We start from the raw sequence: 24,302 nt of genomic DNA, 5'->3' as shown, positions 1-24,302 counted from the left end.
CTTCTCCCCTTGCGGGAGAGGGTGAAGAAACCTACAGCGTCTCTTGCTGGTGCCCGCAATTCTTGCAGGCGAACTTGATGCGGGTCTGGCCCTTTGGCGCCTGCACCCGGTTCGGGGCGCCGCATTTACCGCAGACGGCCTCGATGCGGGTATCGCCCTGCTTGACGACGACGGTTTTCTTTTCCATCGATTCGCGGATCAGGCGCTCGGCCTCCTCACGCAGGGATTGTTTCGACAAAGCTCGTCTCCGCCATAAATGCGGGCGAGGCTTATCCCACCTGCGGCGAAATCACAATCCGAAACGGCTGCTCAGACCTCCACAATCACGTAGCTGTCCTCGACATGCACCGGAAACGTCTCGGCAACATACGGCCCTTTCCGGAGTTCCTCGCCGCGCTCCACAGCGACCGGATATGACCTTATCTTGACGCGCTTCGGATCGAACCAGGATTGGCCGTTGCGCATGTCGAACTCCCAGCCATGCCAAGGACAGCGCAGCATCTCGCCGACGCGCGAGCGTTGATAAATGCCGGGCTCGGGCGAGGTCAGCCGCGCCACGCAGGCCGCTTTCTCCAGCGGCGCGCCTTCATGCGGGCAGCGGTTCAGCAGCGCGAAGAACTCGCCATTGACGTGGAACACGACAATGTCGCGGCCGTCGACATCGACGACCTTGTTGCCACCAGGCGGGATCTCCGAGGCGGACGCGACGATGTGACGGGCCATACCGTGGAGACCTTCTCAGAACTTGTAGACGGCGCGGGCATTGGTGCTGAAGATCTTCTTTCGCTCGGCTTCTGTCAGCGGCGTCTTGAAGGCAAAGCGCGGATCGTCGAAATCCCAGTGCGGATAGTCCGACGAAAACAAGAGACGATCGATTCCGACCCATTCGATCAGCGAGCGCAGGTGCCGGGCTTCGTCAGGCTCGTCGATCGGTTGCGTCGTGAACCAGAAATGCTCGCGGACGTATTCCGACGGTTTGCGCTTGAGATGGGGCACCTCGCTGCGGAAGCGCTCAAAATGCTGGTCCATCCGCCACACCGCGGACGGGATCCAGCCGAAGCCGCCCTCGATGAAGACGAACTTCAATTTTGGAAAGCGCTCCGGCACGCCTTCGATCACGAGACTGGCAAGCTGTGCCGCAATAGTGTGCGCGTTGGACTGGTGCTCCTCGACATAATAGGACGGCCAGCCGCCACCGGTCGGCGCATGCCCGCCATAGCCGCCGACATGGATGCCGAGCGGCAGACCCAGTTCTTGGGCACGCTCGTAGATCGGCCAGTAGCGGCGACGACCCAGCGGCTCGTTGGCGCGCGGCGAGACGTTGATCTGGACGTATTCGCCGATTTTCGCGCAGCGTTCGATCTCGGCAATGGCGAGATCAACACCATCCTGACCGACCAGGATCGAAGCCTTCAGGCGCGGGTCGCGATGCGACCAGAACGCCAGTTGCCAGTCGTTGATGGCGCGCTGGATCGCGGCGCCGAATTCAAGGTTCTGCTGCGAGAAGATGAAGAGATCGAGCACCTGCAAGATCCCGAACTCGACGTCGAGCGGATCGAGATGCTGCTTCTGCATGAAAGCGAGATCCGAGCCGGGCGGCCCGCCCGTCGGCGGCCAGGCATCTCGCCGCGCGATCAGCGGCGAGGAGCGCGGATAGGGCGTGGTGAACAGATAGGGCGTGCGCAGATGGCTGCCATATTCCTTCAGATGCTGCTGCCAGCGCTTCGGCAGGAACTCGTTGAGATCGTCGGACGAATGCAGGCTCGGATGGACGTCGCAATCGACGATGCGCAAACGCGAAGCGGCGGGCTTCTCGTCTTCCCGCAGCGGGCGGTCGATGACCTCACTCATGCGAAACCTCCAAAGTCAGTTGGCGAGCGACAGCCGCGGAAACGTCTCCAGCGGGTTGTCGACGCACATCTTCGAGATGATGCTGTTCGGCAGGTTCGGCGGGATCGGATCGTCGCCGTCGAACTGCCAGTGCGGATAGTCGGACGCGAACAGGAACATCTTTTCGGAGCCGATCTGGTCGATGATGTCCTCGACGCTTTTGGCGTCGCCCGGCGCATCGAACGGCTGCATGGTGACGCGGAAATTCTCGCGAATGATCGCTGCCGGCTCGCGCTCGACCCAGGGCACCTCGACGCGCACCCCCCGCCAGGTCTTGTTGGCGCGCCACATGAAGGCCGGCAGCCAGCTCACGCCGGATTCCATCAGCACGACCTTGAGGTTCGGAAACTTGCCGAACACGCCCTCATAAATCAGGCTCAAGATCTGCGCCTGAAACGCCTGCGCCTCGACGAAGTAATATTCGTAGCGGTGCGACGGCCAGCCGGCCGAGCTCGGCGCCTGCCGATATTGCGTGCCGGCGTGGATCGCGAGCGGCAGCTTGTATTTCTCGGCGAGTCGATAGACCGGCCAGAAATGCCGCCGTCCCAGCAGCGTCTCGCCCTGCGCCAGCACGAGGATCGAGACGAAGCGGTGATCGCCCGCGCGGCGCTCGATCTCCTCGACCGCCAGATCCGGGTCCTGCATCGGCACCACAATCGAGGCACGCAAGCGCGGATCGCGCGACAGCCACTCAGTGGCGATCCAGTCGTTGATCGCCTTGCAGAAGTCGGCCGCCATGTAGGGGTCAAACACGGCCTGCGCACCATAGAGCACGTTGAGAATCGCGTGGCTGGCACCCAACTGCCCGAATGCGCCCTTCTGCACCATCGCAAGATCGGAACCAGGCTTGGCGCCATTCGCCGGACGCCAGTCGGCGCGGCCGGTGAGCGGCATGCCGGGCGGATAGGAGGTGAGATCGAGCCCGTCGATGGCTCGGCTCACGACCTGCTCTTTCCAGTGATCGCTGAGGTACGGCAGTAGCGTCGTGCGCGTGCCACCGACCGCCGGGTGGATGTCGCAGTCGATCCGCATCGCTGCCATGAGGTTCCTCGCCGAGATCTTGTAATCACATCTTATTGGCGGCGTTCTTGTGCGCCGCCTGTGAAGACTGCCCCTGCCCGTGCGGTTGCGCAAGAGCGCACACCCGCGCGATCCGTCATGGCTCGGTTGCATTTCGCAAGCGCGATATAAAGTTGGCGGAATGTGTTCCAGCGCCAATGCAGCGGAGCGAATTGCTCCGCTGCTTTCTTGCGTATTGCCTATGCTTCTCAAGCCGCCTTCGAGACTTCCATCAGCAGACGTTCCGCCTTGGCATCCTCGATGCGGTTCACCATCCGGCTGCTTTCATGGTTGTCGCGAACCGTTTTGGTCAGGGTGATGCAAGTCTGGATCAGCATGACGATGCCCATGGTGAGATAACCCTTCATCCAGAGGTCGATCGGCAGGAAGAAGATGCCGATGGCGATGAGGAAGGCGGAGGCTGCGAAGGACACGTAAGTGAAAGTCACCCAGGCGCCGCTGTGGGGCTGGCCATTCTGGTTCATGATGGTCTCCTGTTGGTTCGAATGATTGGGTTGGGATCAGGCAGTCGGCGTGCGCTTGGACTTCAACCGCGCCAGCACGTCGTCCGCGGTCGTCTTGAGCCGGGGGCCAAAACCCTGCTCGGCGAGTTTTTCGGCGGTGGCGAGCGGACCGGTGGCTGCATCGAGCTCGACCAGCGCGTCGTCGGCGGCCTGGGCTTCCATCTGCCGCTCACGAAGACGCCTCAAAGTGCCCTCCGCCTCCGGCAGCGTGGATTCGTAGGGGCGTGCCGCCTCGATGCCGCTGCGGCGAAGCGAGCGCACCGCTTCCGAGGCACGGGCGACGCGGCGGCCGCGGTCGAGTTCGGTGATGCGGGCTTGCGCGCTTGCGACGTGCCGCTTCAGCCGGGCGATCTCGGTTGCGAACAGCGCGCGTGCCGTCAGCGCCGCGTCGCGATCGGCCTCCAGGCCCGCGATGGCTTCGGCGGCATCGTTGGCGAGATCCTCGCGGCCGCCGTCGAGCGCCGCCACGGCGCGGGTCTCGAGATCGGCGATGCGGGCGACAGTCGCCTCGAGCTTGCGACCTTCTTGCTGGTCCTGTGCGATCGCGAGCGCCAGGGTCCGTTTGCCGCGCTCGACGGCGGCTGCGGCGTCGCGCATCTGTTGATCGAGGATCAGAAGGGCCGTCCGGTCTTCCAGTTCTTCGCCGGCGGCGGCCACGCTGCCGCGGAAGAGTGTCACTACGGTCTTGAACATCTGAAGCTCCCTATTATGAGCGTTGCTCACAGATGGTTTGTAGCATCAAACTTGAACATCGTTCAATAAATATTTGAGCAACGCTCAGAAATTTGGTCGCAGATGACTAAGGCATTGGAACGCCGAGAGAAACTTCGATCCGATCTGATCCTGGCAGCGGAACGAATGATCGCCGACAGGGGATTGGCGGGCCTGAAAACCCGCGATCTCGCCCGCGAGATCGGCTGCGCCAACGGCGCCGTCTACAATCTCGTCGCCGATGTGGACGAGCTGATCCTGCGCGTGGGCTCGCGCACCTTGCATCGGCTCGACCAGGCCCTGAGCGCGGTGGAAAGCGGCGAGCCGTCGCCGCAGGCGACTCTGGTCCGCATCGCCCTCGCCTATTGCGATTTCGCCGCGGAAAATCTCGAACTGTGGCGCGCGCTGTTCGAGCACCGCATGGACCCCGACAAGCCCCTCCCCGACTGGTCCATCGACGACCAGCTCCAGCTGTTCCGCCACGTCTACCAGCCGCTGGCCGCGCTGTTTCCACAACGCAGTCGGGAGGAGCTCGGCATCACCGCGCGCAGCCTGTTCTCGGCGGTGCATGGCATGGTGGCGCTGGGACTGGAGCAGAAGCTGGTCGCGGTACCGCTACCGGCGCTCCGGAAGGAAATCGCGGGCCTGGTGCGCGCGATGATTGACGGGCTGATCGCGCGGGCGGCGTAGAGGCGGAGAGCACAGCTCAACTGTCGGCGATGGCTGACTAAAATTTCACCTGTCGCGTCGCATGCAGCGCGCTTAGCTTCGCGAGGTTCACGCCTCACTCCGGAGCCTCCAATGCCCCTCCTCATCCGCGGCGGCACCGTCGTCAATCATGATCATTCGCGCCGCGCGGACGTGCTGATCGACGGCGCGACCATCGTCGCGGTCGGGCAGTCGCTCGATGCGCCCGTCGGCAGCGAGACCATCGATGCCGGCGGCGCCTACGTCATCCCCGGCGGCATCGATCCGCACACCCATCTCGAAATGCCGTTCATGGGCACGGTCACCGCCGACGATTTCGAATCGGGGACCAAGGCGGCACTGGTCGGCGGCACCACCATGGTGGTGGATTTCTGCCTGCCCGATCCCGGCCAGTCGATGCTCGCGGCCTATCAGGAGTGGCGGCACAAATCCGAGAAGGCGGCCTCCGACTACGGCTTCCACATGGCGGTGACGTCGTGGTCGAAGCAGATCCACGACGAGATGGAGACCGTGGTCAAAACCTACGGCATCAACACCTTCAAGCACTTCATGGCCTACAAAGGCGCACTGATGGTGAACGACGACGAGCTCTACAACTCGTTCGCCCGCTGCGCCCATCTCGGCGCCATGCCGGTCGTGCATGCGGAGAACGGCGACGTCGTCGCCCTGATGCAGGAGGCGCTGATCGCGCGCGGTGTCACCGGCCCCGAAGGACACGCTTATTCACGGCCGCCGGAGGTCGAGGGCGAAGCCACCAACCGCGCCATCATGATCGCCGACATGACAGGGACGCCGGTCTACATCGTGCACACGAGCTGCCGCGAAGCGCATGAGGCGATCGCGCGCGCACGTGCGGCGGGCAAGCGCGTGTACGGCGAGCCGCTGATCCAGCACTTGCTGCTGGACGCCGGTGAATATCAGAACAAGGACTGGGATCATTCCGCGCAGCGCGTGATGTCGCCGCCGTTCCGCGACAGGTCGCATCAGGATAGTCTTTGGGCCGGTCTGCAAGCCGGCTCGCTGCAGGTGGTCGCGACCGACCACTGCGCCTTCACCACCGAGCAGAAGCGGTTCGGGCGCGGCGATTTCAGAAAGATCCCGAACGGCACCGGCGGCCTCGAAGATCGCCTCGCGCTGCTGTGGACCGCGGGCGTCACCACGGGACGGCTGACGAAGGAGGAATTCGTCGCAGTGACCTCGGCGAACATCGCCCGCATCCTCAACATCTATCCGCGCAAGGGCGCGGTCGCCGCCGGCTCGGACGCGGATGTCGTGGTTTGGGATCCCAAGGCGAGCAGGACTATCAGCGCGAAGCGGCAGATGAGCCGGATCGACTACAATGTGTTCGAGGGCTTTTCCTGCACCGGCGGACCGGCGGCGACGCTGTCGCGCGGCCGAATGGTCTGGAAGGATGGCGATCTGCGCGCCGAGGCCGGCGACGGCCATTATGTCGAGCGCCCGGCGTTCTCGCCGGTGCATGTCGCCAATTCCACCTGTAAAGACCTGACTGCCCCGCGGGCCGTGAGCCGCGGAGCGGTGTCGCCGTAGAGCTGAGATGCGCACAGGATGCGGCGCCGTGAAGCGCGGCCGGTGGCATGCGCCTTGCCTCTTTAGGGTGCAAATCTCTCAAGAGTGAGGCACCCATGAGCGCATCATCTTTCGACCTGAACCGCCGCAGAGTGCTCGGCGGCCTCGGCCTCGCCGGAATGTCCGCCCTCGCTCCGCGCTTCGCCTCGGCGCAAGGGCGCGCAGAGACGCTGCTGGTGGTGCAGGAGCTCGGGCCAAACTCGCTCGATATGCAGGGCGTCGGCTCCAATCAGACCGTGAACGGACTGTCCTGGAATTGCTACGATCGCCTGCTGAGCTACGCCTCCAAGACGCTCCCCGACGGCACGCTGTCTTATGACCGCGAAAAGCTCGCACCTGAACTCGCCGAGAGCTGGGAGGTTGCGGCCGACGGCATGTCCTGCACTTTCAAATTGCGAAAGGACGCAAAATTTCACGACGGTACGCCGGTCACGGCGAAAGACGTCAAATGGTCGTTCGACCGCGCGGTGAAGGTTGGAGGCTTTCCGACCTTCCAGATGTCGGCGGGATCGCTGGAGAAGCCCGAGCAGTTCGTCATGGTCGACGACCACACCTTCCGCATCGACTATGTGCGCAAGGACAAGATGCTGCTGTTCAACGTCGCGGTGGTCGTGCCCTTCATCATCAACTCGGAGCTCGCGAAAAAGAACGCGACGGCGGAAGACCCATGGGCACTGGCCTGGCTCAGGAACAACGAGGCCGGCGGCGGCGCTTACAGGATCGAAAGCTGGAAGCCGGGCAGCGAGACCGTGCTGGCGCGCTTCGACGATTGGAAGAGCGGACCTCTCCCGAAGCTCAAACGCGTGATCGCGCGCGACGTCCCCTCCGCCGGCACCCGCCGCGCCATGCTGGAGCGGGGTGATGCGGATATCTCCAGCGGCTTCGCGCCGCGTGACTTCGAGCAGATCATCAAGGAGGGCAAGGTCAAGGTCTCGGGCGTGCCGATCCCGAATGCGCTCTGGTCCGTCGCGCTCAACACCGCAAAGCCGCCGTTCGACAATGTAAAGCTGCGCCAGGCCGTCGCCTGGGCGATGCCCTATGAGCAGATCCAGAACAGCGCGTTCTTCGGACGTGCCGTTCCCATGTATGGCGGAGCAGCAGACGTCTCCAAGCCGGTCTGGCCACAGGCGTTTCCCTATGTCACCGATCTCGACAAGGCCAAAGCCTTGATGAAGGAGGCAGGCTTCGAGTCAGGGCTGGAGACGACGTTGTCGCTCGACACCGGCACGGCCACGGTCGGCGAGCCGACCGCGATCCTGATCCAGGAGAGCCTCGCCAAGATCGGAATCAAGGCGGCAATCGAAAAGATTCCCGGCGCGAACTGGCGCACCACGCTGAACAAGAAGGAGCTCCCCCTCGCGCTGAACCGTTTCAGCGGCTGGCTCGATTACCCCGAATACTACTTCTACTGGAATTTTCATGGCAACAACTCGATCTTCAACATCTCCTCGTACCAGAACAAAGAGATGGACGCGCTGATCGACAAGGCGCGGTTCACCACGGATGCCGCCGAGTACGACAAGGCCGTGAAGGATTTCATCGCGCTCTGCATGCGCGACGTTCCCGTCATTCCGCTCAATCAGCCGATCCACGACGTCGCGATGCAAAAGGCCATCACCGGTTACGAGTTCTGGTTTCATCGCGAGCCTGACTACCGGCAGTTCGCAAAGGGCTAGTTTTGACCCGCGATGCTCACAGGGCGTGAGGCGGCTCGCGCCTGCTCGGACGGGAAACCCCGCGCGAGCCGCGCCTCGCTCGCGCGCAGCATCGCCGTGTCGAGCTTGCCTTGCCGCGATCCATCCAGGGCACAAGCGAAAATCCGGTAGAATTGCGCGCCGTCATAGGCGACCAGCAGCAGGTCGACGCCTGCGTTGATGGCTTCCACGACGGCTTGGCAGACGTCGTGCTGGTAGATCGCGCCCATCACGAGATCGTCGGTCATGACGATACCCTGATAGCCCCATTTGTCTCGGATGATCCCCTCGACGACGCGCTTCGAATGCGAGGCGGCTCGGTCGGGATCGACGGCCGTGAGCGTGACATGTCCGACCATGAGCGCGCTGCGCGAATGCGACAGCACCTCGCGGAACGGAAGCCAGTCGGTTGCCTCCAACTCCTTCACCGGCGCGTCGAGGTTGGCGCTGAAATGGTGCGTGTCGGTGCGCACGCGCCCGATGCCGGGAAAATGCTTGAGCGTGGCGCCGACGCCGGATTCTTCCAGCCCGCGCACATAAGCGCTCGCGATCGCGCCGACGACAGCTGGATCGGACGCAATCGCGCGCTGGCCGATCAACGTGTGGAAATCGAGGCGATTGCGCCGGACCGGCGGCTTGAGATCGAGCACCGGTGCGAGATTGAGGTTGACGCCGAGCCCGGCGAGTTCACGTCCGTGGATGCGGCCGAACTCTGCTGCTTTGGCCTGCTGGTCATCGGGGGCAAGCCCGGCAAGCGTCGCCAGCGCCGGCAGCTTCGTCAACGGCGGCGCAAGGTGCCCGACGATGCCGCCCTCCTGGTCCGCGGCGACCACCAGCGGCGGCAACCCGGCGGCTCGCCGCTTGTCCTGGAGCGCCGCGATCTCGGCACGCAGCGCCTCGGCGGTCAGGCCCCGGATGTTGTGCCGGGTGACGTAGACACCGCCGATCAAACCCTGCTCGGCAAGGCGCGCGACCTCCGGGAAGGAGGAATAACCGACCATGAAGTGAGGCCCGAGCTGACGCGCCTCGGCCGTACTGGCGGCAAGCACATCGTGCTTGCGCAGTTCGAATTTCAGATGCGCCGCCGACATCAGGAGCGGCGGAGCGCACCAGAGCATGACGAGCAGCTTGCCCGCGGTGCTGCGCCAACGCCCGCGGCGCAGCAGCACGATGACGATCACGATGCTTGTGACGACAACCGCGATGTTTCCAGCGCCGCGCAGCACGAGCAGATAGGGATCGTTCTTGTTCGCGGCCGCAAATGCGACGAGAGGCGCGGCAAGCCAGAGCAGAATGAGACCAATGCGGTTGAGGGATTGCATGATGCGTCACGCCCAATGTGATGAACGCATCGCACCTATCAAAGCGATTTGCGCCGCGTAAGGACCAAAAGCGCGCCTGCACGAAATCTGCAAAAGACTCCTGAAACCGTGCAGACGACGATCTCACCTTCTGCACGAACGACGTTCAGACTTCGTGATGCCACCATTCACGAAAGGTCTTCTGGACATGACGAGCCTGGCTACGACGATAGCAGCGGACCTCCAGCCGATCAGGCCTTCCTCCATTCCTGCCAAGCTTGGTCTCGCACTGGCACTGGCCGCGGCCGCCGACTGGCTGTTCTATGGCCCACGGATCGGACTATCGCTGACGCTCTTTGCGATCGCGACGGCTTGCGTGTCGATGCTGTTCAATCATGCGGCGCTGGACCTGCGACGCGGCATCACCAGCGCGGCCATTCTCGTCGCCGGTCTCGTGCCGGCGACAGAGGAGCTCAATGCGCTGTCCTTCCTGATCCTCGTCGCGGCGCTGCTCATGGCACTGCTGCTCGCGACCAATTCGGAGACGACGGGCTTCGCGGACCGTGCCCGGGCGATACGAAACTTTGTCCTGTTCGGGCCCTTCAGGGTCTTCCCCGAAGCACTTCAAATCTTCAACATGTCGGCACTCACTCGGAGCATCGCACTCTGGCTTCTGCCTGCAGCGCTGAGCACTGTCTTCATAGCACTGTTCGCCGCAGCCAATCCGCTGATTGAGCAGTGGGTGTTCCTGCTCAATCCAAAGCTCATTCTCGACTATGTCAGCATCCCGCGCGTGCTGTTCTGGACCATGATGCTGTCGCTGGTCTGGCCGTTCATCCATGTGCGCTGGCGGCGCAGAAAGATTGTCACCACGACCATCGCAGATATCCCCGTGCCGCCGCCGCTACAGTCGCAAGTCTCAGCTGAGTTCCTGGGCCCGTCCACCATCCTGCGTTCGCTGATCCTGTTCAATCTGCTGTTCGCGGCACAGTCCATTCTCGACGGCATCTACCTCTGGGGCCATGTCGCGCTGCCGGCCAACATGACTTATGCCGCCTATGCCCATCGCGGCGCCTACCCACTGATCGCCACCGCCCTGCTCGCCGCCGCCTTCGTGCTGGTGGCGATGCGTCCGGGCGGCCCGGCGGAGAAATCGAAGATCATCCGGCCGCTGGTCTATCTCTGGGTGGGACAGAACGTCCTGCTGGTCGCCTCCTCCATCCTTCGCCTCGACCTTTACGTCGACATCTACATGCTGACCTACTGGCGCATCGCAGCCTTCATCTGGATGGGGCTGGTGGCGCTCGGGCTGATCCTGATCGTCGCCCGTATCGTGCTCGACAAGCCCAACCAATGGCTCGTCGGCGCCAATCTGATCGCGTTAACGATCGCGCTGTATGGCTGCTCGCTGGTGAACTTCGATGCCTTCATCGCCGACTATAATCTGAGCCACAGCAACGAAATGTCCGGTAAGGGCTTGAACATCGACGCCGACTATCTCCTCACACTCGGGCCGCAGGCGCTGCCTGCCCTCGACAAGGTCATCGCTCATCGCCCGGACGACAACTGCCTTGTGTCGCGGCGCGATCGGCTTGTAGAAGTCCAGCGTCAGGATCTGGCCTGGCGGAGCTGGGGCTTCCGGAATTGGCGGCTCCAGCGCAGGCTGGACGCGCTGGCGAAAGCTCGGCCGGCGGGCTGACGAGGCAGCGGAGAGGTTCTTGGCGCATCGCATTCTCATCGTCGACGACGAAGGCCATATCCGCGAGGTCATCCGCGTCGCTTTGAAGAAAGCCGGCATGGACGTGATCGAGGCCCGCGACGGCAAGGAGGCGCTGACCCGCTTTGCCGCCGACAAGCCTGATCTGATCGTACTCGACATCGGCATGCCCGAATTCGACGGCCTCGACGTCTGCCGCGAGGTGCGCAAGAGCTCCGACGTTCCAATCCTGTTCCTGTCGGCCCGCGACGAGGAGATCGACCGCATCCTCGGCCTCGAGATCGGCGGCGACGACTATGTGACAAAGCCCTTCAGCCCGCGCGAGCTGGTGGCGCGGGTCAACGTCATCCTGCGCCGGCTCGGCCCGCGCAATGGCGAAGCCAAGGCGGGGCCGTCGTCACTCGCGCAAGGCGGCCTGCTGATCGATGCCGAGCAGCATGTCGCGTCGTTCGCCGGCACGCCGCTGAAGCTGACTGCGATCGAGTTCGGCATCTTGCGCGCGTTCCTGACCCGGCCGACTTCCGTGTTCAATCGCGAGCAACTGATGCGGGCCGCCTACCAGCTCAACATCCAGGTCTCCGACCGCACCATCGACAGCCACATCCGCAACATCCGTGCCAAGCTCGCGGCACTGGCCTGTGACAACGTCATCGAGACCATCCACGGCGTCGGTTTCAAGCTCGGCCGCTGCGAGAAGGAGGCATGAGCGCCGCGCCCGACAAATGGCGGCCGTCGCTTACCCTGGTGATCTTCACGGTGCTGGCGACCGTCGGCGTGCTGCCTCTGGTCGGGCTGTTCTTCTTCCGCCTCTACGACAACCAGCTGATCCGCCAGACCCAGGCCGAGCTGATCGCACAGAGCCGCGTGCTCGCGACGATCTACGCGCAGGAGGTCACAACGCGGCTCGACAGCGGCCTGACGCTCGGCGCCGAGGTGCCGCCGAACGTGCTGCCTGATCCCGGCGACCAGGTCACCCCGATCCGCCCCGCGCTCGACCTCACCGCCAACGATTTGTTGCGGCGGCGACCCGAGGCGCAAGCAGCAATCCGGCCGGCGCAGCCAGCCTATGTCGATATTGGCGCGAGACTGACGCCGATCATCCGTGAGACCCAGAAGGTGACGCTGGCAGGCTTTCGCATCCTCGATCCCCAAGGCGTGGTGATCGCCGGGCGGCAGGAGATCGGGCAATCGCTCGCCCATATCGAGGAGGTCGCGGACGCGCTGCATGGGCAATATCGCGCCACCCTGCGCAACCGCGTGCCCGACAAGCCGCCGCCATCGATCTATTCCTTTAGCCGCGGCCTCGGCGTCCACGTGTTTTCGGCAATGCCTGTCATCGTCAACAACCGCGTTGCCGGGGTGATCTACACGACGCGGACGCCGAGCAACATCTTCGACCATCTCTACCAGGAGCGGGCCAAGTTCGTGCTGGCGGGGCTTGCCGTAATTCTCGGCACGATCGCCATCGGCCTCGTATTCTCGCGCACCATCACGCTGCCGATGCGCGAGCTGATCGATCGCGCCACCAGAATAGGCCGCGGCGACCGCGAGGCGTTCAGGCCGCTCCGACATTACGGCACACGCGAGTTCGCGCAGCTCTCGCACAGCTTCCTCGGCATGGCCGAGCAGCTGGCGCGGCGCTCGGACTATATCGCGACGTTCTCGGCCCACCTCACCCACGAGCTGAAATCGCCGCTGACCTCGATCAAGGGCGCCGCGGAGCTATTGCAGGATTCGGCTCAGGGCAAAGCAGGCAGCCTGACTCCGGCCGAGCAGGAGACGTTCATCGCCAACATCCTGTCCGACACAAAGCGGCTGGAAGCGATGGCGCAGCGGCTGCGCGAACTCGCGCGTGCCGAAAGCCTGCCGCAAAACGAGCGCACCGAATTGGCGCCCGTGATTGCCGAACTCAGGAGCCGGTTTCCGGTGAGCTCAATCAAGGCCAGCGGCAGCCTCGACCTGATGATCGGCATGTCGGCGGAGAAGGCGCTGATCGTGCTGTCGCATCTCGCGGACAATGCGATGCGGCACAAGGCCGGGACAATCAGGCTGGAGGCGATCGATGAGCGTACGACCCTGCTTCTGACTGTGAGTAATGACGGCGAGCCGATCTCGGCGCCGAACCGCGACAGGATCTTCGATGCGTTCTTCACCACCCGCCGCGATCAGGGCGGCACCGGGATGGGGCTCGCGATTGCGCGCGCGGTGATGGCGAGCCATGGCGGCTCGATCAGGCTCAAGCCGACCGATCGGGGCGCGGCGTTCGAGCTGCAGTTTCCAATGGGCTAGATCGCGAACACCCAGGCGGCGACGATGGTGCCGATGGTGACCAGACCGGCGATGGTCCAGCCGGCGGCGTATTCCAGCTCAGGATGACCGGTCGCCCGCATGATCTCTGCCGGATCGGCGGTATGCTTCTCTGCCATGACAGCCTCGCACGTTACTTTCCGCGTCATATGTAAGTCGCATCAGCCACTATTAGGTTCCATCACGGAAATGCGAGGATGACGCAGCTTGGTTTGTTCGCCGATCCGCAAGCAGGGCCTGCCGGCCTTCGCTACACCGATGACTTCGTCGAGGCCGCCGTCGAGCAGGCGCTGATCGGCCGCATCGCAGCATTGCCGCTCCAGCGCTTCCAGTTCGGCGCCTTCGAGGGCAACCGCCGGGTGGCGTCCTTCGGTTATGGCTATGACTACACAGCGCAGCGGCTGGCCGAGGCCGAGCCGATCCCGGACTGGGTCCTCTCCGTCGCGCGGCAAGTCGAGGCATGGGCGGGGCTCGCCGGCGGCAGCGTGCGGCAGGTGCTCTGCACCGAATACGAGGCCGGCGTCGGCATCGGCTGGCATCGCGACAAGCCGCATTTCGACAAAATCCTCGGCCTGTCGCTCGGCTCGTCCTGCAAATTCCGCTTCCGCCGCCGTAGCGGCGACAAATGGGAGCGCCACACGCTCGAAGCCCGGCCGCGCTCGCTTTACATGATGGACGGCGAGGCGCGGTCGCGATGGGAGCACAGCATCCCACCGGTCGAGGCGCGCCGCTATTCCATCACCTTCCGGACGATGAAGCAGGCCTGACCGGCCGGCCAAACAAAAAAACGCGAAAATAACCCCATGCACAGTAGAACGGCCATGTTGTAGCGAGGCTCGGCCGCGCGCCATAACCGTTTGACACCTCGGGGCAAAACAGCCGCACCGCGCAAGGGCGCAAGGCCCGGCGAACTTGCCTTCCAATTCGTGTTTACATGCTAAACTGGTTCCACGCGCCGCGCGGGAGGGAAGCCGCGATTGCAGGTCCAGGGAGGCAAGATGAAAGCCGGTCGATTGATCCTCGCCTGCGCCCTCGTCGTCGCAACCGCCTCCGGCGTCGCCGATGCCTCCGACGCGACGCCCGCAAAAGTCTCGGGCTCGACGGCGCTGGCGCTCGCAGGGGTGATCGCGCCGCTGTCCTCTGACCTGTCCGGCGCCGAGAAGAAGGCAATGGCGATGCTGTTCGCCGCCAACAGCGACATTCCCTACAAGAAGCCGATCGTGGTGACCGCCGATCGAATCGTCTGTCGCGCCGGCAATGTCGACATTACCGTCCGGAACTGCGAAGTCACATTCGGCAAGAAGACCAGGACCGTGAACGGCTCCACGGCCAACGAGATCTTCGCCACCGAAGCCCTGGCCGGCATTCCGTCCGACGGCGCCGCGGGATCGAATTTCGAGAGCCTGACGAAGCTGAGCTGCACGATCGACCCCAATGCCATCCGCCGGAAGGACGGCAGCGGGGCGGATTGCACCTTCCAGCCGGGCAATTGAACCAGGCGCGGCGGACGGAGCCGGGAGAGAACCGCGGTGCCGTGAAATCGCCTCATGACCAACTAACTAATAAGGCGAATTGAAAAGACGGGCCAAACGCGCGAGCCCATATCGGGCACGCAGGGCCGACACCGACATGAAGAATTTTCTCGCATTTTTTCTAATTCTGGGCATCACGGCAGCCTCCGCACACGGTCCCCTACCGATGCTGCCGGCCGCGCCGTCCGATCTCGTCCGGGTCGGCCTCACCGACAACGACACCGCCGCGGGCGGCACCGCGCGGCTGTGCGAGCAGGTCACCTTCTCGCGCGGCCTGCGCTACGGCGAGAGCGAAGCCAATGTGCTCGATGTCGCCACCGCCACGACCAAGGCGGATACGCCGCGGCCGGTGCTGCTGTTCGTGACCGGCGACACCTTCACCGGCGATCGCGCTGCGCCGGAGCTGTCGCGCCAGATCCAGGATCAGGCCATGTGCTTTGCCGCGCGCAACGACATGATCGGCGTGCGAGTCAACTACCGGCTGGCGCCCTCGGCGACGTGGCCGGCGGGTGCGACCGACGTGGCGGCGGCGCTGTCCTGGGTCCACGGCAATATCGACCTGTTCAACGGCGATGCCCGCGAGATCGTCGCCGTCGGCTACGGCGCCGGCGCCTTCCATGTCGCCACCCTGCTGGCTCATCCCGAGCTCCAGACCGACCGCGCCGACGTCGCGGCGGTCGTGCTGGTGTCCGGGGTCTACCGCGCCGGCAAGGACGCGAGCGACAGCGAGAAGGCCTATCTCGGCAGCGACGCCAGCCAATACAACAAGCGTTCGGTCTTCCCCGGCATCCTCAATGTCGACGTCCCGATCGTGCTGGCCTGGGCTGCGGATGATTCCGCCGGCATCACGGCGCAGGGCGAAACCTTGAAGAAGACGCTCTGCGGCGCCGGCCATTGTCCGCGTAGCGCGCTGCTGCGCAGCCGCGACGGCATCGCAAGCGCCTTCGGCCTCGACGGCTCCGGCGACAGCCTCGCCGAGCCGACGCTGCTGCTGGTGCATCAGCTCGAGGCGCGCGGGCTGCCATAGAGGTTTGCCTGCCAGCCGTACGCTAAGACACACTCCTTTTGCTGGGCTACCCCTCTCCCCCGCCCTCCCCCACAAGGGGGGAGGGAGCGCAGTGTGCCCCGGGTGAAAATAGGGCTCACCAGCTCGATGAGCTCACAGAGCCAAAGCCAATTGTGATCACCTGAAGCAGCGATACGCACAACTGCGTTCCCTCCCCCCTTGTGGGAGGCTTAGGGAGAGGGGTGCCACACGGGGACTCTCTCGATCGTCGGCGCGTCAGCACGCCTGCCGCTTTCCGTCGGACTCAACAGGCGCCGCGTCGAAGCGCGCCATCCAGCCACAGCTTTGACAAACGCTTGACGTAGATCAACTCGTCTTGCTGCGGAGTGAGCCGACCTCGTTGGGGGCCAACGACAAGGTGTTGAGCATGGGCGTCACCGGCAGGATGCTGTTCGTTTCGATGATCGCGTTCGCGTCGCTCGGCGCGATGTCCGAGCAACGTGCCGATCAACCCACCGCCGACAACGAAATCCGCATCGGCAATGTCATGCCTTATTCGGGGCCGCTCTCGGAGTTCGGCGCCATCGGACAGGCGGAAGCGGCCTATTTCGACATGGTCAACGCGCGCGGCGGCATCAACGGGCGCAAGATCCGCTTCATCACCCGCGACGACAATTCCGATCCGACGACCGCGCTGGAGCTGACCCGCAACCTGGTCGAGACGGACGACGTGCATTTGATGTTCGGCTCGTTCGGCACACCGGGCAATCTCGCCGCGCGCTGGTATCTGAACGCGAAGAAGATCCCGCAGCTGTTCGTCGCCTCCGGCGACGAGGAGCTGAGCCAGGCCAAGGCGTTTCCCTGGACCATGGGCTGGCAGCCGTCGTACCGGTCGGAGGGGCGCATCTACGCCAACTATCTCCAAGCCTATTATCCCAGGAAGAAGATCGTGGTGCTCTGGCAGAACGATCAGTTCGGGCGTGCGCTTCTCAAGGGCATGGAGGAAGGTCTTGGCGATCTGAACCGTCTCGTCCTCGTCGACATCGCTTTCGACATTGCCGACGAGCATCTCGACGGACACGTGTCGATCCTCAAGCGCGCCGGCGCCGATATTTTCGTCTTTCTCGGCGTGCCGTCGACGGCATCCAAGGTGATCAAGCTGGCAGCGTCAATGAAATGGCGCCCGGTCTTCATCGTCAATGACGCCTCCGCCTCGATCGCGAACGCGATGGCGCCCGCAGGCCTGGAGAATTCCTCCGGCGTGATCTCGGCGGCCTTCCTGAAGGACCCGAGCGATCCCGCATGGAAGGACGATCCCGCCATGAAGGACTGGTTCGCCTTCATGGACAAGTACCATCACGTCGAAAGCACCAACAACAGCGCGGCGCTCTATGGCTATGCCGCAGCCGAGGCGTTGACACAGGTGCTGAAGCAATGCGGCGACGATTTCTCGCGCGAGAACATCATGCGTCAGGCTGCTTCGCTGAAGAATTATCAGCCCTCGGTCGCCCTGCCCGACATCAGGATGAACACCTCGCCAACCAGCTATTTGCCGATCAGGCAGATGCGGCTGGTCCAGTTCGACGGCCGTTCCTGGCAACCCTTCGGCGACGTGATCGAGACGGCGTTTACGGAAGGCGCGGCGCGGTGAGTTGACGTGAGGCGCGTGAGTGAAGCAACAGCGCCGCGGCTAAAACCTCTCCCGCTTGCGGGAGAGGTCGGCGCGAAGCGCCGGGTGAGGGCTCTCTCCGCTTGGGGGCTCTCCCATTGAGGAGACACCCTCTCCCCAGCCCTCTCCCGCAAGCGGGAGAGGTGGCAGACCTTCCTCGCGGCCACAACGGGGGCTCAATCAGGAAAGCCTGTTCGTCCTCACGCCGGTTTCAGCGAGGCCAGCGCGTTCTCCAGCAGCGAGCGTACCCGCGCCGCGTCGCCGGATTTCACCACCGCGGGGTCGAGATATAGCTCCAGCCCGGGCGCACGCTCGGTGATGATCCCGCTCCTTTCGGCCGCCGCGTCGTTCAGCGCGTCGACCGAATAGGGAATCACTTCGCGGCTGATGCCCTTCATCGTGATCGCGGGCAGCGCGTGGGCGCGGACGACGTCGCTGACCAGCGCGAAGGTTTCGTAGCTCAGCACGATGCCGCCGGGCTCGGCGATCGATTGCAGGCGCGCGGCGAGGTTCGCCTCGGCACCGATGATGGTGTAGTCCATGCGGTCGCTGCTGCCGAAATTGCCGACATTGCAATAGCCGGAATTGATGCCCATGCGGGCCTTGAACGGCAACTCGATGCCGGAGGCGCGCCATTTCGCATTGAGCTCAGTGAGGCGGTGCTGCATGCGCCAGGCCATCTGGAGGCAAGCCTGCGCGTCGGCCCGGTCGCCCTTGGTCTCGGGATCGCCGAAGAAGATCAGCATGGCATCGCCGATGAACTTGTCGACGGTGCCGCCATATTCGTGGGCGACCGCCGACATCTCGGTGAAATATTCGTTGAGGAGCTGCGTCAGTAACTCCGGCTGGAGTCGCTCCGCCGTCGCGGTGAAGTTCTGGATGTCGGAGAAGAAGATGGTGAGCTTCTTGCGTTCGGTGTGGATAGTGACGTCCTTCTGGCCGGAGAAGATGCTCCGGTAGACCTGCGGCGGAATGTAGCGCGAGATCTTCATCGAGAGCGAGGCGAGGAAGTCGTTGGCGGATTCGAGTTCCTTGTTCATGCCCTTGATGCGGCTCGCCTGGCGGCGCTGCAGCGAGAGGAACGACAGGCCGCTGCCGGCGGCGATCAGAAAATAGGCGAGCAAAAACTTGAACGAGAAGATGTTGGCGGCGATCGGCTGGGCGATGATCACCTCCTGGATGCCTCTGACGTCCCCGACCTTCCAGTCCTTCTTCGGGCTCTCGGGGTGGCTGTTGTGGCAGCTAACGCAGGCCGGGCCCATCGTCACCGGAGCGATCAGCCGGACCTTGTCGTTGAACAGCGAGGTCTCGGTCTCGACGATCTTCTGCTCGGGATCGTTGCGAAGCGATTCGAGCGCATCCTTCTCGAACTTGTCGAGCTGGTGCGGGGCGCGGTTCTGGAACGGGAAATCCGAGACGAAACGGTAGGTGATGTTTTCCTGCTGCGCCCCGATCACCCGCCCGAGTTCCAGCGACAATGTCGCCGGGATCGGGATCGCGCCGGGAACGGATTCGTAGTTGTGAGCGACCTTTGTCGAGCCATTTTGATTGGCGAGGATGCGACCGACCACGTTGGACGCGTAGTAGCTGCGCACGCTGGTAATGACCGAATTGAGATCGAGGGCCTGCCGGCGCAGCCCCGTCTTGCTCAGCTCCGTCAGATCCAGCCATACGGCCAGCGGCAGGGCGAGCAGCAGGAAGACGATCGCGGCACCGGTCAAGATACCGCTCTTGCGCTGTTCTTCGGAGATCTCTTGCTTCACTCTTTGGCTCCGTGATGAGCGTTCTTGTCTTGATCTCGGGGGATTTGCGGCACAGAGCCAATAAACGCGCTCCCGCGCAACCCCATTTTATGGTGGTCGCGCCAAGCGGCTTTTCGTTTCATGGCGAATGTTTAAGATCGGCATTGACTTCCATTCACTTCGCCGGGAGATCCACCAAATGACCGAGACCATCCGTATCAAGCGCTTCAATGCGCGCGCCGTCATCGTGCCGATGAACCTCCCGCTCAAAACCTCGACCGGGGCTGTCGCAAAGGCGCCGCTGGTGCTGATCGACTGCGAGACTGACCTCGGCGCAACCGGGCACGCGTATCTGTTCTCGATCACGCCCGCGGCCTTGAAGCCGCTGACGGCGATGGTCGCGGAAATGTCGGAGCTGCTTGCGGGCGACGAGCTGCTGCCGTTCGAGATCGAGCGCAAGCTGACCCAGCGCTTCACGCTCCTGGGTTTGGCCGGCCTGCAGCGGCTGGCGCAATCCGGCATCGACATGGCGGCATGGGACGCGCTGGCACGCGCTCGAAGCCTGCCGCTGGCGCGCCTGCTCGGCGGCGCGCCGAAGCCGGTCAGGGCTTACAATTCGAAGGGGCTCGGCATCATGCCGGCTGGTGCTGCGGTGGAGGAAGCCCACAAGCTGCTGGCCGAGGGCTTTCAGGCCGCAAAGATCCGCGTCGGCCGCCCCGATGCGCGGGAAGACCTGAAGGTGGTGCGCGCGGTGCGCAAGGCCGTCGGCGACGACGTGACGCTGATGTGCGACTACAACCAGGCGCTGACGGTCAGCGAGGCGATCCGCCGCGGCGAGATGCTCGACGATGAGGGGCTGACCTGGATCGAGGAGCCGATCCGTCACGACGATTATGAGGGCAACGCCCGTATCGCGGATGCGTTGCGCACCCCGGTCCAGATCGGCGAGAATTTTGACAGCGCGTTCGCGATGCAATCCGCGCTCTCCGCTGAGGCCTGCGACTACGTGATGCCCGACGTGCAGCGCATCGGCGGCGTCACCGGCTGGCTGCGCGCCGCCGCGCTGGCGCACGCCGCCGGGATCGAGATGTCGACGCATCTGTTCTCGGAAGTCAGCGCCCATCTGCTCTGCGTAACGCCGACCGCGCACTGGCTAGAATATGTCGACTGGGCCGATGCGGTGCTCGCGACACGTTTGCAGATCAAGGACGGCTTTGCGCTGCCGGGCGAGGAACCCGGCAACGGGATTGCGTGGGACGAGGCGGCGGTAAAGAAGTATCTGGTCGAATAGACCGTGTTTCGTCGCGACGCATCAAAGTGCGGACTTCGGAACCTGACGATCAGCGAGCGAATATGCCCGCTACGACCGAACAGCGGCAATCATACTGAGCTCGACCGGTGCGCCCCGCGGCAACTCGGCGACGCCGACGGATGTACGCGTGTGACGACCGCGATCACCTAGGCGCTCGATCAGCCGGTCGGAGGCGCCGTTCATGACTTGCGATTGCTGCGTAAATCCAGGCGCCGAGGCGATGTATCCAACGAGCTGCAAGACCTGGACGATCTTGTCCTCTCCGCCTGTTGCGTGGTTGATGGCCGAAATGCAGAGATCAGCGCAGAGTGCAGCAGCCTCCTGTGCGGCGGCGACATCGACGCCTGCGCCGACCTTGCCTGAGTACAGCAGGTCTTCGCCGCGACGCGGCAGCTGACCACTGACATACGCAATTCCACTATGGATGATCACCGGCAGGTAGTTGCCGCCGGGCTTGTTCACACTACTCATTTCGGTAACCTGCCTTCTTCCACATCTCGCTAAGCGATAGAGTTTCGCCGAATGCCAGGTTCGTCGCCGCGGTGAAGGATCGGACAATGGCAGGCGGCGAGTCACGGATCAAGGCTGCGCAGCTTCGCAGTAGGCGGCGGTGCGGATTCAGCCCGACAAGATACGCTCCCGCGAGGTCATGGAAGGACCTGCTACGCGGGCCGAAGAAGGCGTCCCCTGAGAGGTGCCCGCGCTACCACGTCTCCGCGTCCGGGATTTTCTTGCGCACCGCCCGGCGCTGGATCCAGATGCAGCGACGCACGGATCTGTTGGAGCGGCCGACCGCGGATATTCCTTGGCCGGCCTGCAGCAGTGGCGCCACGTTTTCGCGCAGCGCGCGGCAGCGCTGGAGCTCGGCCTGCCAGTCGATGGTCGCGGCATCAGCGCGCGACGTAATCAGCGCCAGCGCGGCCACCGCAAGACAGCCCACCCGCATCATCTGGAGTTCCTCACTGTGACCCCTCTCCATCGCGCCGGTAGCGGAAGTCGCAATGACCGGCTCCTTGCATGATCGTTTGCGTCCGCGTGAGCTTGATGTCGGAGCCGAAACCTTCCGCGGTCGCGAAGTCGGCGGCGCAGATCAGGAGAAAGCCGAGTTCGGGCTCGCCGAGCGCCTTGTAGAACTCGGCATAGGCGCAGCGCGTGACGTCAAACGCGAATGAATCCTGCGACTGTTCGATGACTTCATAGGCGAGCGCATCGTCGCGGGCGTAGGTTTTGAATGCCGACGACACCGCCTTGCCGAGATCGCTCTCGTTCTTGGCTTTCCAGAATTCCTCGCCGAAACCGCGATAGAGATCGCCGAGCGCCTTGCGCACCAGCGCGTTGGCGCGCACCTCGCCGAGCTCGGCCTGAAGCGCCTTGACGAGGGGCACGAGCACCTGCGCCTGGATCTTTGCTTGCTCGATGACGGAAATGCTCATGGGCGGCCCCGCGTCCGAGACGACGGTAGCACATCAGTGTTGCTATAGGAGATCGTGGCTTGCCGGACCGAGGTCCCGACGAAAAGTCCGTCTACGCTCTTCGAGCTACGCCGGACACGCTTCTCAACGAGATTGGTGGCTTGCCGAGCCGAAGCTCGCGGCGGCAGCCCGCCTGCGCCCTTTGGGCTTCGGCGTGGCATCCTTCACTCGCTTCGCGAGCGAAGGATGGTGGGCGCGACAGGGATCGAACCTGTGACCCCTACCATGTCAAGGTAGTGCTCTCCCGCTGAGCTACGCGCCCTAGATGTCGTCTAGATCGGGTCGGGTCCCTATAACGGCTCAGGGGAGCCGGTGCAAGGACGGAAGGGGGCCGATTTAGGCCGCCAGCATCTTGTTCACTTCGCTGACCAATTCGCGCAAATGCACGGGCTTGGACAGCACCTTGGCGTTCTTGGGGGCGTCCGAATCCGAGTTCAGCGCGACCGCGGCAAAGCCGGTGATGAACATGATCTTGATGTCGGGGTCGAGTTCCGAGGCCCGGCGGGCGAGCTCGATGCCGTCCATCTCCGGCATCACGATGTCGGTGAGGAGCATCTCGAACGGCTCTTCCCGCAGCCGCTGATAGGCGGCCATGCCGTTATCATGGGACGAGACCTGAAAACCGGCGTTTTCCAGCGCCTTGACCAGGAAACGGCGCATGTCGTTGTCGTCTTCGGCGAGCAGGATCTTTGGCATGGCGGAAAGTCGAATCCCCAGAGGATATCAGCAGAGGTCACTAAGCCCGACGGAGGGTAAATTTGGGGTGAAAATCTTTACCCTCCGCAGCTCGCGCTGCCGGACTCTTGTGAACCGGAATACGGTACGAAGCAATCGAGCCGGACCTGCCGGTCCCCACCTCGCTGCCCGCAGGGTTAAGACATGTTCCAGAGCAGATCTCATCTTTTCGCTTGGCAGGATGGTTGCGATTCCGGACAATGACGACACATAAGAGCCGCCCGATCGGCCGAATCAATGTGTTGAGGCCTGTGCCGGGCTTGTTGGATCGTGCGGCGCCGAGGGCGAAGCCTGATACCGAGAGGCGAAGCCTGATTACCAAGGGACGAAGCCTGACACCAAGGGACGAAGCCTGAGAAGATGACCCGGTTTGACGGCGACAAGTCGCCAGCCTTCGAGATCGTTGAGCCCGCGCAATGGCGCGCGCCGCTTATCTTCAACTCGCCCCATTCCGGCTCGACCTATCCGGACGAATTCCTCAGCGCCTCCAGGATCGACCTGCCGACGCTGCGGCGTTCCGAAGATTCCTTCATGGACGAGCTGATCGGCCATCTCAGCGAGCGCGGCTTTCCGACCGTGCGGGTCAACTTTCCGCGCTCCTATGTCGACGTCAATCGTGAGCCCTATGAGCTCGATCCCCGGATGTTCACCGGGCGCCTGCCGAGCTTCGCCAACACCCGCTCGATGCGGGTTGCCGGCGGGCTCGGCACCATTCCGCGCGTGGTCGGCGACGGCCAGGAGATCTATCGCGAACGTATCCTGGTCGACGATGCGCTGGGACGGATCGAGACGCTGTACAAGCCCTATCATCGCGCGCTGCGCCGGCTGATCAACAAGGTGCACCAGATGTTCGGCACCGTCGTGCTGGTCGACTGCCATTCGATGCCCTCGGTCGGCGTCTCCCGCGACGAGCCGCGCCGGCCCGACATCGTGATCGGCGACCGCTACGGCACCAGCTGCACGCCGCTATTGCCCGACCGGGTCGAGGAGACCATGGCCGGGCTCGGCTATTCGATCGGCCGTAACAAGCCCTATGCCGGCGGCTTCATCACCGAGCATTACGGCAACCCGGCCAGTGGCCTGCATGCCGTGCAGCTCGAGCTCAACCGCGCGATCTACATGGACGAGCGGCGGCGCGAGCGCACTCCGCGCTTTGCGCAAGTGGCGTCGGACTTCGGCGTGCTCGCCGACGTGCTCGCGACCACGGTCCCGTTCGGCGATCTCGGCCCGTTCCAGGCCGCGGCGGAATAGGCGCGACGTTTCCTTCGAACGATTGGGCTGAGTGCGATCAGCGCGAGCGCGTTTCGCGGCGCGCATTGAAATGAAAGCCGACGCT

Annotated in this window: 25 protein-coding genes and 1 tRNA gene; 12 read left to right on the top strand and 14 right to left on the bottom strand. The window is 63.8% G+C overall.

The features are described 5' to 3' along the window. Positions 1 to 31: 31 nt before the first annotated feature. From ABIC03_RS23180 to ABIC03_RS23155, 6 genes are all read right to left on the bottom strand, one after another. A complete protein-coding gene (locus tag ABIC03_RS23180) occupies positions 32 to 238 on the bottom strand; it encodes a hypothetical protein (RefSeq protein WP_007615092.1) in 207 nt (68 codons plus the stop codon). 71 nt (positions 239 to 309) lie between these two features. Next, positions 310 to 723 (bottom strand): Rieske (2Fe-2S) protein, encoded by a 414-nt coding sequence (locus tag ABIC03_RS23175; protein WP_354061353.1) that lies wholly within the window; start codon positions 721 to 723, stop codon positions 310 to 312. A gap of 15 nt (positions 724 to 738) precedes the next feature. Continuing rightward, on the bottom strand, positions 739 to 1,851 hold the full coding sequence (locus tag ABIC03_RS23170) for an amidohydrolase family protein (protein ID WP_354061351.1): 1,113 nt from the start codon (positions 1,849 to 1,851) through the stop codon (positions 739 to 741). A gap of 15 nt (positions 1,852 to 1,866) precedes the next feature. After that, positions 1,867 to 2,931, bottom strand: a complete 1,065-nt coding sequence (locus ABIC03_RS23165; RefSeq protein WP_354061349.1) for an amidohydrolase family protein — start codon at positions 2,929 to 2,931, stop codon at positions 1,867 to 1,869. 227 nt (positions 2,932 to 3,158) lie between these two features. After that, entirely contained in the window at positions 3,159 to 3,434 is a 276-nt protein-coding gene (locus ABIC03_RS23160) for a YiaA/YiaB family inner membrane protein (protein WP_007615098.1), read from the bottom strand. A gap of 36 nt (positions 3,435 to 3,470) precedes the next feature. After that, a complete protein-coding gene (locus tag ABIC03_RS23155; RefSeq protein ID WP_354061347.1) occupies positions 3,471 to 4,166 on the bottom strand; it encodes a PspA/IM30 family protein in 696 nt (231 codons plus the stop codon). Between the two features lie 102 nt (positions 4,167 to 4,268). On the opposite strand from ABIC03_RS23155, the gene ABIC03_RS23150 reads away from it, so the two are divergent. The 3 genes from ABIC03_RS23150 to ABIC03_RS23140 all read left to right on the top strand — a co-directional run bounded on the left by ABIC03_RS23150 (position 4,269) and on the right by ABIC03_RS23140 (position 8,155). Continuing rightward, a complete protein-coding gene (locus ABIC03_RS23150) occupies positions 4,269 to 4,874 on the top strand; it encodes a TetR/AcrR family transcriptional regulator (RefSeq protein ID WP_354061345.1) in 606 nt (201 codons plus the stop codon). A gap of 111 nt (positions 4,875 to 4,985) precedes the next feature. After that, complete coding sequence (gene hydA / locus ABIC03_RS23145) at positions 4,986 to 6,440, top strand: dihydropyrimidinase (protein ID WP_354061343.1); 1,455 nt, start codon at positions 4,986 to 4,988, stop codon at positions 6,438 to 6,440. A 95-nt stretch (positions 6,441 to 6,535) separates the two neighbouring features. Beyond that, on the top strand, positions 6,536 to 8,155 hold the full coding sequence (locus tag ABIC03_RS23140) for an ABC transporter substrate-binding protein (protein WP_354061341.1): 1,620 nt from the start codon (positions 6,536 to 6,538) through the stop codon (positions 8,153 to 8,155). Here ABIC03_RS23140 and ABIC03_RS23135 read toward each other — a convergent pair. Continuing rightward, positions 8,152 to 9,495 (bottom strand): glycoside hydrolase family 3 N-terminal domain-containing protein, encoded by a 1,344-nt coding sequence (locus tag ABIC03_RS23135; RefSeq protein ID WP_354061339.1) that lies wholly within the window; start codon positions 9,493 to 9,495, stop codon positions 8,152 to 8,154. The two genes, ABIC03_RS23140 and ABIC03_RS23135, sit on opposite strands and share 4 nt — an antisense overlap. 187 nt (positions 9,496 to 9,682) lie before the next feature. On the opposite strand from ABIC03_RS23135, the gene ABIC03_RS23130 reads away from it, so the two are divergent. Genes ABIC03_RS23130 through ABIC03_RS23120 form a run of 3 tightly spaced genes read left to right on the top strand, consistent with a single transcriptional unit; the run spans position 9,683 to position 13,480 of the window. Beyond that, positions 9,683 to 11,173, top strand: coding sequence for a DUF4153 domain-containing protein (locus tag ABIC03_RS23130; RefSeq protein ID WP_354061337.1), 1,491 nt, complete (start codon positions 9,683 to 9,685; stop codon positions 11,171 to 11,173). A 19-nt stretch (positions 11,174 to 11,192) separates the two neighbouring features. Next, a complete protein-coding gene (locus ABIC03_RS23125; protein ID WP_354061335.1) occupies positions 11,193 to 11,897 on the top strand; it encodes a response regulator in 705 nt (234 codons plus the stop codon). After that, positions 11,894 to 13,480, top strand: a complete 1,587-nt coding sequence (locus ABIC03_RS23120; protein ID WP_354061333.1) for an ATP-binding protein — start codon at positions 11,894 to 11,896, stop codon at positions 13,478 to 13,480. The genes ABIC03_RS23125 and ABIC03_RS23120 overlap by 4 nt, the downstream gene beginning before the upstream one ends. Here the strand turns inward: ABIC03_RS23120 and ABIC03_RS23115 are convergent. Further along, positions 13,477 to 13,617, bottom strand: a complete 141-nt coding sequence (locus tag ABIC03_RS23115; RefSeq protein WP_007597071.1) for a hypothetical protein — start codon at positions 13,615 to 13,617, stop codon at positions 13,477 to 13,479. The two genes, ABIC03_RS23120 and ABIC03_RS23115, sit on opposite strands and share 4 nt — an antisense overlap. Positions 13,618 to 13,695: 78 nt before the next feature. Here ABIC03_RS23115 and ABIC03_RS23110 point away from each other — a divergent pair, with 78 nt between their 5' ends. The 4 genes from ABIC03_RS23110 (at position 13,696) to ABIC03_RS23095 (ending at position 17,687) form a co-directional block, all read left to right on the top strand. Then, the gene (locus tag ABIC03_RS23110; protein ID WP_354061330.1) at positions 13,696 to 14,265 is read left to right on the top strand and encodes an alpha-ketoglutarate-dependent dioxygenase AlkB; all 570 of its coding nucleotides are present in this window, start codon (positions 13,696 to 13,698) and stop codon (positions 14,263 to 14,265) included. Between the two features lie 231 nt (positions 14,266 to 14,496). Further along, the gene (locus ABIC03_RS23105; RefSeq protein ID WP_354061328.1) at positions 14,497 to 14,991 is read left to right on the top strand and encodes a hypothetical protein; all 495 of its coding nucleotides are present in this window, start codon (positions 14,497 to 14,499) and stop codon (positions 14,989 to 14,991) included. Between the two features lie 136 nt (positions 14,992 to 15,127). After that, a complete protein-coding gene (locus ABIC03_RS23100; RefSeq protein WP_275171027.1) occupies positions 15,128 to 16,057 on the top strand; it encodes an alpha/beta hydrolase in 930 nt (309 codons plus the stop codon). A 406-nt stretch (positions 16,058 to 16,463) separates the two neighbouring features. Next, positions 16,464 to 17,687, top strand: coding sequence for an ABC transporter substrate-binding protein (locus ABIC03_RS23095; RefSeq protein ID WP_354062007.1), 1,224 nt, complete (start codon positions 16,464 to 16,466; stop codon positions 17,685 to 17,687). Between the two features lie 218 nt (positions 17,688 to 17,905). Here the strand turns inward: ABIC03_RS23095 and ABIC03_RS23090 are convergent, their stop codons facing one another. Continuing rightward, positions 17,906 to 19,468 carry an adenylate/guanylate cyclase domain-containing protein gene (locus ABIC03_RS23090; protein ID WP_354061326.1) on the bottom strand — a complete coding sequence of 521 codons (1,563 nt, stop codon included), beginning with the start codon at positions 19,466 to 19,468 and terminating at the stop codon, positions 17,906 to 17,908. Positions 19,469 to 19,646: 178 nt separating this feature from the next. Between ABIC03_RS23090 and ABIC03_RS23085 the strand changes: the two genes are divergently transcribed. After that, complete coding sequence (locus tag ABIC03_RS23085; RefSeq protein WP_354061324.1) at positions 19,647 to 20,738, top strand: enolase C-terminal domain-like protein; 1,092 nt, start codon at positions 19,647 to 19,649, stop codon at positions 20,736 to 20,738. Between the two features lie 69 nt (positions 20,739 to 20,807). Here the strand turns inward: ABIC03_RS23085 and ABIC03_RS23080 are convergent, their stop codons facing one another. From ABIC03_RS23080 to cpdR, 5 genes are all read right to left on the bottom strand, one after another. Then, positions 20,808 to 21,230: a RidA family protein gene (locus ABIC03_RS23080; RefSeq protein ID WP_354061322.1), complete on the bottom strand. Its 423-nt coding sequence runs from the start codon at positions 21,228 to 21,230 to the stop codon at positions 20,808 to 20,810. Between the two features lie 232 nt (positions 21,231 to 21,462). Then, positions 21,463 to 21,708, bottom strand: a complete 246-nt coding sequence (locus tag ABIC03_RS23075) for a hypothetical protein (protein ID WP_354061320.1) — start codon at positions 21,706 to 21,708, stop codon at positions 21,463 to 21,465. 10 nt (positions 21,709 to 21,718) lie between these two features. Continuing rightward, positions 21,719 to 22,192: an L-2-amino-thiazoline-4-carboxylic acid hydrolase gene (locus ABIC03_RS23070; RefSeq protein ID WP_354061318.1), complete on the bottom strand. Its 474-nt coding sequence runs from the start codon at positions 22,190 to 22,192 to the stop codon at positions 21,719 to 21,721. Between the two features lie 226 nt (positions 22,193 to 22,418). Next, positions 22,419 to 22,493: transfer RNA gene (locus tag ABIC03_RS23065), tRNA-Val, on the bottom strand. 74 nt (positions 22,494 to 22,567) lie between these two features. Then, entirely contained in the window at positions 22,568 to 22,927 is a 360-nt protein-coding gene (cpdR, locus tag ABIC03_RS23060) for a cell cycle two-component system response regulator CpdR (protein ID WP_007597092.1), read from the bottom strand. Between the two features lie 399 nt (positions 22,928 to 23,326). On the opposite strand from cpdR, the gene ABIC03_RS23055 reads away from it, so the two are divergent. Beyond that, the gene (locus ABIC03_RS23055) at positions 23,327 to 24,217 is read left to right on the top strand and encodes an N-formylglutamate amidohydrolase (RefSeq protein ID WP_354061316.1); all 891 of its coding nucleotides are present in this window, start codon (positions 23,327 to 23,329) and stop codon (positions 24,215 to 24,217) included. The last annotated feature ends 85 nt before the right edge of the window (positions 24,218 to 24,302 follow it).

The organism is Bradyrhizobium sp. RT6a (genome assembly GCF_040547675.1).
Lineage (GTDB): Bacteria > Pseudomonadota > Alphaproteobacteria > Rhizobiales > Xanthobacteraceae > Bradyrhizobium.
This window is presented reverse-complemented; position numbering and strand designations above follow the sequence as displayed.